Genomic DNA, 7224 nt, shown 5'->3' on the forward strand with positions numbered 1-7224 from the left:
GGGCTCGCGGCGGGTGGCGCGGATGCTGAGCGAGGAAGGCGCCACGATCAACCGCAAGCGCGTGCAGCGGCTGATGCGCAAGATGGGGATCGAGGCGCTGGGGCCAAAGCCGCGCACCAGCAAGCCCGCGCCGGGGCATCGCATCCATCCCTATCTGTTGCGCGGCATGACCATCGATCGGCCGAACCAGGTCTGGGCCGCCGACATCACCTACATCCCGGTGGGACGCGGCTTCCTCTACCTGGTCGCGGTGATCGACTGGGCGAGTCGGGCGGTGCTGAGCTGGCGGCTGTCCAACACGATGGACGTCTCGTTCTGCGTCGATGCGCTCGAGAATGCGCTGTCGCGGTTCGGCACGCCGCAAATCTTCAACACCGATCAGGGCAGCCAGTTCACCAGCATGGCCTTCACCGGCGCGCTGGCGACGGCCGGCATTCAGATTTCGATGGACGGCCGCGGTCGCTGGATGGACAACGTGTTCATCGAGCGGCTGTGGCGCAGCCTCAAGCACGAGGACGTCTATCTCAAGGGCTATGCCGATGGCAAAGAGCTGCACGGCGGGCTGTCCGATTGGATCGCCTTCTACAACGACCAGCGCCCGCACCAGGCGCTCGGCTATCGCACGCCGATGACAGTCTGGCGCGATGGCATCGCAGCAAGGGCTGTGGACATGATGGACAACACCGAAGAGGTGTTGCCCACAGGCCCACAGCCTCAACAGCAGCCGCAGACAGAAGCTTTGGCGGCGTGATATCACAAGATCGGAGCGGCGAGATTTCCAACTGAGGAAGTGGTCCCGGTGGTCCTGCTCATGGGGTCCACTTCACCCTACCGGCCGAATGATGTCGCTTCTCGTAAGCGAAGGTCGCAACGTACCCCAGACCGATGAAGAGAGAAGCGCGGCATATCGTTCAATGGTGGCCTATACGGGCAAATACACGCTTGAGGGCAACACATGGACGACGAAACCCGACGTGGCGTGGAATGAGGCGTGGATGGGGGAGCAGGTTCGATATTTCAAGCTCGATGGCGACAAGCTCGTCGTTGAGACCAAACCTGCCATGAATCCAAATTACGGGACGGTCGTGCGTGTCACCCTCGTGTGGCAACGAGATGAATAAGGGAGCTCGTGCTCCCGTCATCGCTCGACCGGCGGGCGCTTATCCATCCATTCGTCGACCCGGGCAGCAAGATCGGCCGGCAATGACAAGCCGAGGTCTTTGAGCGCCGCGCGATTTGCACTCGTGGTGAATTGTGTTGGGCCAGCAATCGGCAGGTCGGCAGGATTTGCACCGTGCAAAATCTTGTCCACATATGTGGCAGCGCCGTAATAGCCCTCGTAATGACCCGGACCAAGCGCCATCAGCCCGCCCGCCATAACATACTCCACATCGCTATAGACGAACGGCAATTTGTGCTTTGCAGCCCCGACTGCGAGCGCAAAACGCTGGGAGTTGATGAAGGCATCGACGGCATTCACGAGCCCCTTCGCCCCGAATGCCAGGGCCTTGTCAAATGCCGCATCGACGTCCTCGGGTTTTCGAATGTCCAGCGCCTCGACCGCTATGCCGAGCTTTCCAGCTTCTGAACGGAGCAATTCGAACTGGGCGGCGTTGTTGGCGTTGTTGCCGTTGAGCGCCATCGCCACCTTGTCGAGGGTGGGGACTATGCGCTTGAGCATTTGGAGACGTTCGCCGACGAGTTGAGGCGCATACATGGTTGTGCCGGTCACATTTGTGCCCGGCCGCTCCAAACTCTTGACCACTCCGATGCCAACCGGATCAAAGACAGCGAGCATCACGATCGGGATCGTTTTCGTTGCTTCGGCGGCGGCTTGGGTGGCCGCCACGTTGGCCGCGGCGATTATGTCGATCTTGCGATCGACCAATCCGGCCATGACTCCGTTATATTCCGCGTCCAGCACAGCCTCGCGGTATTCGACGCGGATGTTCCTTCCCTCGACATAGCCAAGCTCCGCGAGTCCCTTCTTGAAGATTTCAAGTCGCTTCGGATTGGCATTCTTCGCGGCCACATAGCCTATGACTGGATTCGTCTGAGCATGGGTCGCGACGACTTGGACGATGGTCAACAAGGCTAATCCCCCGAGCATTCCAGCACGATAGGATGGCATCGGTAATCTCCCCGTCGTTTCGAATATGGTTCAACTGAACATCGACGATGCTCTGGCAGCAAGCCGGCAAAATGCCAGACCCCGTCGATCCCACGAGATGGCCGCTATCGAAGGGTAACCGGACTACCCTGCGATATCGGGAAACCCGCAACGCGTAGCGCAAAATCGCGCGCCATCGCGGATTGGTCGGTTGGAGCGACCAGCCGGGCTGTGCCATCATAGCGCCATGGCGAAGCAATAGTGCCCATCTTCATCGGCTGCGGCGCGCCAAACTTCCCACCACACAGGATGAAACTGCGAACAACATATTCGCTTAGGTGGACGATCCGCATTTTGTCCAGGCAACCGTACGAGCGTTCCTAATTCTAAGGCAACCAGGGCGGGCCGACAGCGAAGCTGGTGTCGCTGGTCCAAAGCACGGTGGTGTCCCAGGGGTTCGTATCGCTGCCGTTGCTCGCAATATAGACCTCGCCGTAATAGTGGCGAATGTATTTCGTCGGGTAATTGAGCGAGTGGAACGAATTTCCCTTCCCATCCTTTCCCGGCTCCGGACAGAATGTAGCATCAGATCGGTTGAGGGCGGTGCCGTCGAATGGCTGCATACGGAGCGCAGCGTTCTGATGCCGTAGAAAGTCGCCTGGATTGTTTTTTGACTCGAAGGAGACGCAGGCGGCGTTAGCGAGGCCGCGGCGTACGATCCAGGTCGCGTCGCCCTTGTCCTGCTCAGTGCTGCCGGATGTGATCGGCGCGATAATGACGGCACCGTTCTGGTTGCGGACATAGTCTCCGGAGCAGCATGGCGTGGTCGCTTGCAGCGAGATTTCAGATCCCGGCGTCAATGTTCCGGATAGGCCGGTGGGCGCGCCATAGCGGACCGTGACGATGTTGGACTGAACAGCATTATCGGCGCCATCGGAGGGAAAACCGGCCGTCATCACGCCTTCGAAGAAGGAACCTACGGAGGCATGACTGTTGTCCCCTCCGATGCCGAGGATGATTGCGCCTTCCTGGCGCATCGGCGCATACCCGCTTGGAAGAGCGCCGGAATAGATGGTGTTAAGCCCACCCGACTGGGCGTCGCCCCACTTTAGCGCAAACCGGGTCTCACCATTATTCTTCAGCCACGCCGAGATGAAGGGATGTGGCCTCCCGCTGATTTCTGCAGCCGAATTGCAGCTCCGTTTGTCCCAATGGAATATTCCGTTTTCCAGATCGGCGTGAACTCCTGGCCCCGGTCCCGGGTGACAGTTGGGCCATTCCAGATCTCGACTGACGTTGATCGCGTCCATATGGCCGGCACCGGTGTCGTTGCCGCTGGTCTCGGCGTTGCCATAGTCGAAGCAGCAGCCCGAATTGAAGTGAGTCCCGGAAGAAACCATGTACATCCCTTCCGGCTTTCCGTTGACCGCGACGCCCGATGTCCGGCTGTTGCGGTAACCCATCCCCGCCGAAATCGAGACGCCGTAGACCTCGTGACCACCCGCCATGATCGGCAACGCGTCCGCCGCGGCGCCGAAGTCGAAACCATCGGGGCCTGCCCCTTTGTAGTGTCCGCTAGGGGCGATCGAGAGATCGTTATGGTGCGGTGACTGATCGTAAATTTTAGTGATAGTGCAGGTGGTGCGGGCGCAGAGCGCATCTTGCGCCGCTGCGTTGGCGTAGCCGTCCGAAAGCAAGCCGATGTTTTCTGCAGCGTTGTCCGAGGCTCTCTTCACCTGATACAGCGGGCCGTTGTACTTGGCGTAGAGAGATCTCACTGTGCTGTGCGCGGCGACGCACGGTGTATGATCGGTGGCGTAGATATCACAAGGCCTTTGCTCGATCGTCTCGGAATGTGCGGCGCTACATCCGAGCAGGTTTCCGGTCACCAGGACGGCGATGACCGCCACGGCCGCGACGGTCTTCGGCCTGCGCGAGCTGGGGCTTCTGCATCCCGGTCGGTCGTCTCTTCCACAATCCGCTTGATGTTGAAGGGAAGAAGTGCGCTGGAACCGTCCAAACATTCGGTCCTCCTACAAGCGAGGCGCTCAGTCGACCAGAAAGAATCTCTGGTTTGCGGCCGCAGGGTTGCAGTAGTTCTGTCGCAACGTACTTGCCGCCCCCGAGTCCTCGAGACAGAGGTTGGCATTCTTCACTTGAAAGCGGTAGGCGCCGGAAGCGACTCTCTCGATCCGAAACAGTTCATTCGCCGGCAGAGGACCATCTCCACAGCCCCACTGAATGAGATTTCCCGGGCCTCCGCGCGTCTTGCCGTCGCCAGGGGAGTTCGTGCCGTTCGATATGTTGAGGCACAATCCAGAAACGGCGTTGAGCGTGTGGATCGAATAAAACCCTCCGCCCCGATCTACGAAGTTGAACTCCTCGTTGCTGTAGGCGCCGCATGCATACGGAATGATCGCGGCTCCTGAACTCGTCGAGTTGGTGGTGACATTCATGCACAGATGCGTGGCCTGCGAGACCACCTGATGCACGCCTTCGATCTCGTCCGTTGATGTGGCTGATCGTGGAGCGACCCCATCGATGACATAGGTCGTGATGGAACGCGGTGGCAACGGGTTCACGATATGCTTGTTGCTCGAGAGGGCGATGGTCTCTTGCCGCAGGTTTGTTGGCGCATCCGCGGTCGTGCGGTACACTGTGACAGTAGCCACAGTAGCCGGCAGCCCCGCAAAGTCGGTCAGGTCAAGGTCGTCCTCGCCGGCCTCATCGCGGTTGGTCGTCACCAGAACGAGACGTTTCGATGCGGGTGAGTACGTAGCCAGCGTGTTGTAGGCGCCGCCGGCCGAGATGATCTGAAAGCCCGGACGGATGAAGCGGCTGTACTGCGCCAGCGCATAGTATTGCTTCTTCAACTGCGGCGCCCCTCCGTTCGGATCGAAGCCGATCACCTCCCAATCCGGCTGCCACAGCAGCCAGACTTCAGCCCCCAGGTCGCGCAGGTCCATGCGGATGGTATCCGCCATGAACAACGCTCCCCACATCTCGCCCTTTTGTTTTTCTTTCTGGTCGGCAAAGCAGCAGCCCACCTCGCTCATCCAGACCGGCTTGTGAAGCTTCTCGGCGACAGCCCTGTACTCCCTCAATTTGGCAAGGTCGCCCACGTCGTGATGATAGTCGTGGGTGTCGAGCCGCCCGATCGCGGCCAGCGCAGCCGCATCCAGATGCGTAACGTCGCTGAGCGCAGCGGAGATGTTGTTGGTGTCCACGCCGGCGACGAAGGTCTGAAGGCCGTCACGCTGCAGACGGGCTTTCAGCATCGGCAGCACGGCATCTTGGGTCGCGATCGGCGCAGAATATCCTTCCTGCGAGCCTCCGGCGCTCCAGTTTCCGTCCGGTTCGTTGAAGGGCTCGACGCTCTCGAACCGGATGCCCTCGGCGTCACGGAAATGCTTTACCACCGTCGCCAGGTAGTTGACGAAGCTCTCCCTCATCTCCGGACGAAGGTTGTCCTGTTGCCGCTCCTTGCTGCCGGCAGAGCATCCGCTCGCCGTCATCCAGTATGGCGGTGAATATGAGACCGCCTCGAAGATGTCCGCTCCACGCTTCTTTGCCTCCTGCAGCATGCGCCGCTGGGTGGCGTCGCGGCTCCAGTCGAAGGGCGCGGTGGGACCGGACTGATAACCTTCCATCTGTGCGTCCGGCCGCATGTGGGCGTGGGCAGGATCGTCGCCGCCGCCGATGTTGTAGCGCGCGATGTTGAACCCCAGCGTGAGACGGGTCGCGGGATCGCCAAACAGCAAGTCCATATATGCGCTTTGCTGCGCGGGGTCCTTGATCTTCGCAGGCTGGCGTCCGCCGCCATAGAGATCGTTCGCTTCCCAGGCCAAGGACATTCCCCAGCCCCGAAACGGGCGGGAGGAATGCGCGCTCACTTGTCCCTTGTTGATCGAAGCCTCGGCAACGCTTCCGGCCGAGCCGTCACGATCCAGGGCGGCAGCTGTGAAACAACAGCCGATCGAAAACAGCAGGGACAAGGCTACTGATGCGTAGCGGCAAACAGACACGCGGTACCCTCATGTTTCGTTTTCGTTCAAGTCGTTCAGGCCATGCCCAAACTCCGACCGGCACAATCGCATCCCATCCTGAAGTTGGGGTGAACAGGACCACATTTTGTCACTGTGAATGATCGTCGGCGTGAACAATCCAACGTCGCACGATTTAAGTGACCCCGCACGAACCCATGCATTCACAACCGGTTCATGTCGGCGTCCCTATTCATCTCGTTGAGCGCAGTGTCTCGCAGCCGAAAATGTGACGACCAGGGAGGCAAAAGCCATGTGTCGACTGGTCCTTGCAACTTTGGCCTTTCTCGTGCCGCTATCCGGGACGGCGCACGCGGAGGATATTGTTGCGGGCGTGAGTGACAAGATCAGAGTCCGCGTCGGAACGCCCCTGGTTGCTCGCGGCCCGGCGGGCGATATCGCCGACAACTGGTTTACCGAGATCGCCCTGCCCGGCGGGCGCTTCCGCGGATTTACCGCCGGCGGGGTGACATGGGTCATCGACGGCCATCATCCCTACGAAATGAGTGGGCCGGGCACCGCGGTCTTGAAGGCGGGACCGCCAGGTAGCCCAACCGCCTGCGGGCAATGGATCCAGCACGTCGAACTAGTAGGCAAGACGCTCTACGGTTGGATCCACGATGAAACGGCCTGCAACTACGCAAAGGGGCAGACACACGCGTCCATGAGCATCGCTACCTCCGCCGACTATGGACTTACCTGGAAGATCGAAGGACCGATCATTGTCGGCACCGACCCACCAGTCGCCGGCAAGTTCACCGGCGATAGTTGTCCCTCGGTGGTGAAGGGACAGGATGGCTACTACTATGCGTACTGCCTGCGGAACGGCGGGCAATCCTGGAACGGCGGTTACACGTTCATAGCGCGTGCAGCTGCCTCCAGCCTCGCGCCGGGACAGTGGGAGAGGTTCTTCAACGGTGCCTGGTCCGAGCCTGGAGTGGGGGGCAAATCAACTCCCGTTGACGGACTCGGTGTCGCCAATTGGACGACAACGCATCAGACGATCAGTCTGAACTGGGTCCACGGTGGCATCGGACTCCAGGTGTCTGCCGACCGTCTGCACTTCACACC

At 60.3% G+C, this 7224-nt stretch carries 6 protein-coding genes; 3 read left to right on the forward strand and 3 right to left on the reverse strand.

All coding sequences use genetic code 11. The annotated features are described in order from the left end of the window. The coding region (locus JOY90_RS24020; protein WP_291693600.1) for an IS3 family transposase at positions 1 to 751 on the forward strand (751 nt) is incomplete at its 5' end. Positions 752 to 839: 88 nt separating this feature from the next. Continuing rightward, positions 840 to 1121 (forward strand): lipocalin-like domain-containing protein, encoded by a 282-nt coding sequence (locus tag JOY90_RS24025; RefSeq protein WP_291693601.1) that lies wholly within the window; start codon positions 840 to 842, stop codon positions 1119 to 1121. A gap of 17 nt (positions 1122 to 1138) precedes the next feature. On the opposite strand, the gene JOY90_RS24030 is transcribed toward JOY90_RS24025, so the two are convergent. From JOY90_RS24030 to JOY90_RS24040, 3 genes are all read right to left on the reverse strand, one after another. Further along, positions 1139 to 2131, reverse strand: a complete 993-nt coding sequence (locus tag JOY90_RS24030; RefSeq protein ID WP_291693602.1) for an ABC transporter substrate-binding protein — start codon at positions 2129 to 2131, stop codon at positions 1139 to 1141. 365 nt (positions 2132 to 2496) lie between these two features. Continuing rightward, a complete protein-coding gene (locus tag JOY90_RS24035) occupies positions 2497 to 4020 on the reverse strand; it encodes an alpha-L-arabinofuranosidase B (protein WP_291693603.1) in 1524 nt (507 codons plus the stop codon). Between the two features lie 138 nt (positions 4021 to 4158). After that, positions 4159 to 6105, reverse strand: a complete 1947-nt coding sequence (locus JOY90_RS24040; protein WP_291693604.1) for a glycoside hydrolase — start codon at positions 6103 to 6105, stop codon at positions 4159 to 4161. Positions 6106 to 6406: 301 nt separating this feature from the next. On the opposite strand from JOY90_RS24040, the gene JOY90_RS24045 reads away from it, so the two are divergent. Continuing rightward, positions 6407 to 7224, forward strand: an 818-nt coding sequence (locus JOY90_RS24045; protein ID WP_291693605.1) for a hypothetical protein, incomplete at its 3' end; no start/stop codon positions are given.

Origin of the sequence: Bradyrhizobium sp. (genome assembly GCF_019242285.1) — a bacterium.
Lineage (GTDB): Bacteria > Pseudomonadota > Alphaproteobacteria > Rhizobiales > Xanthobacteraceae > Bradyrhizobium.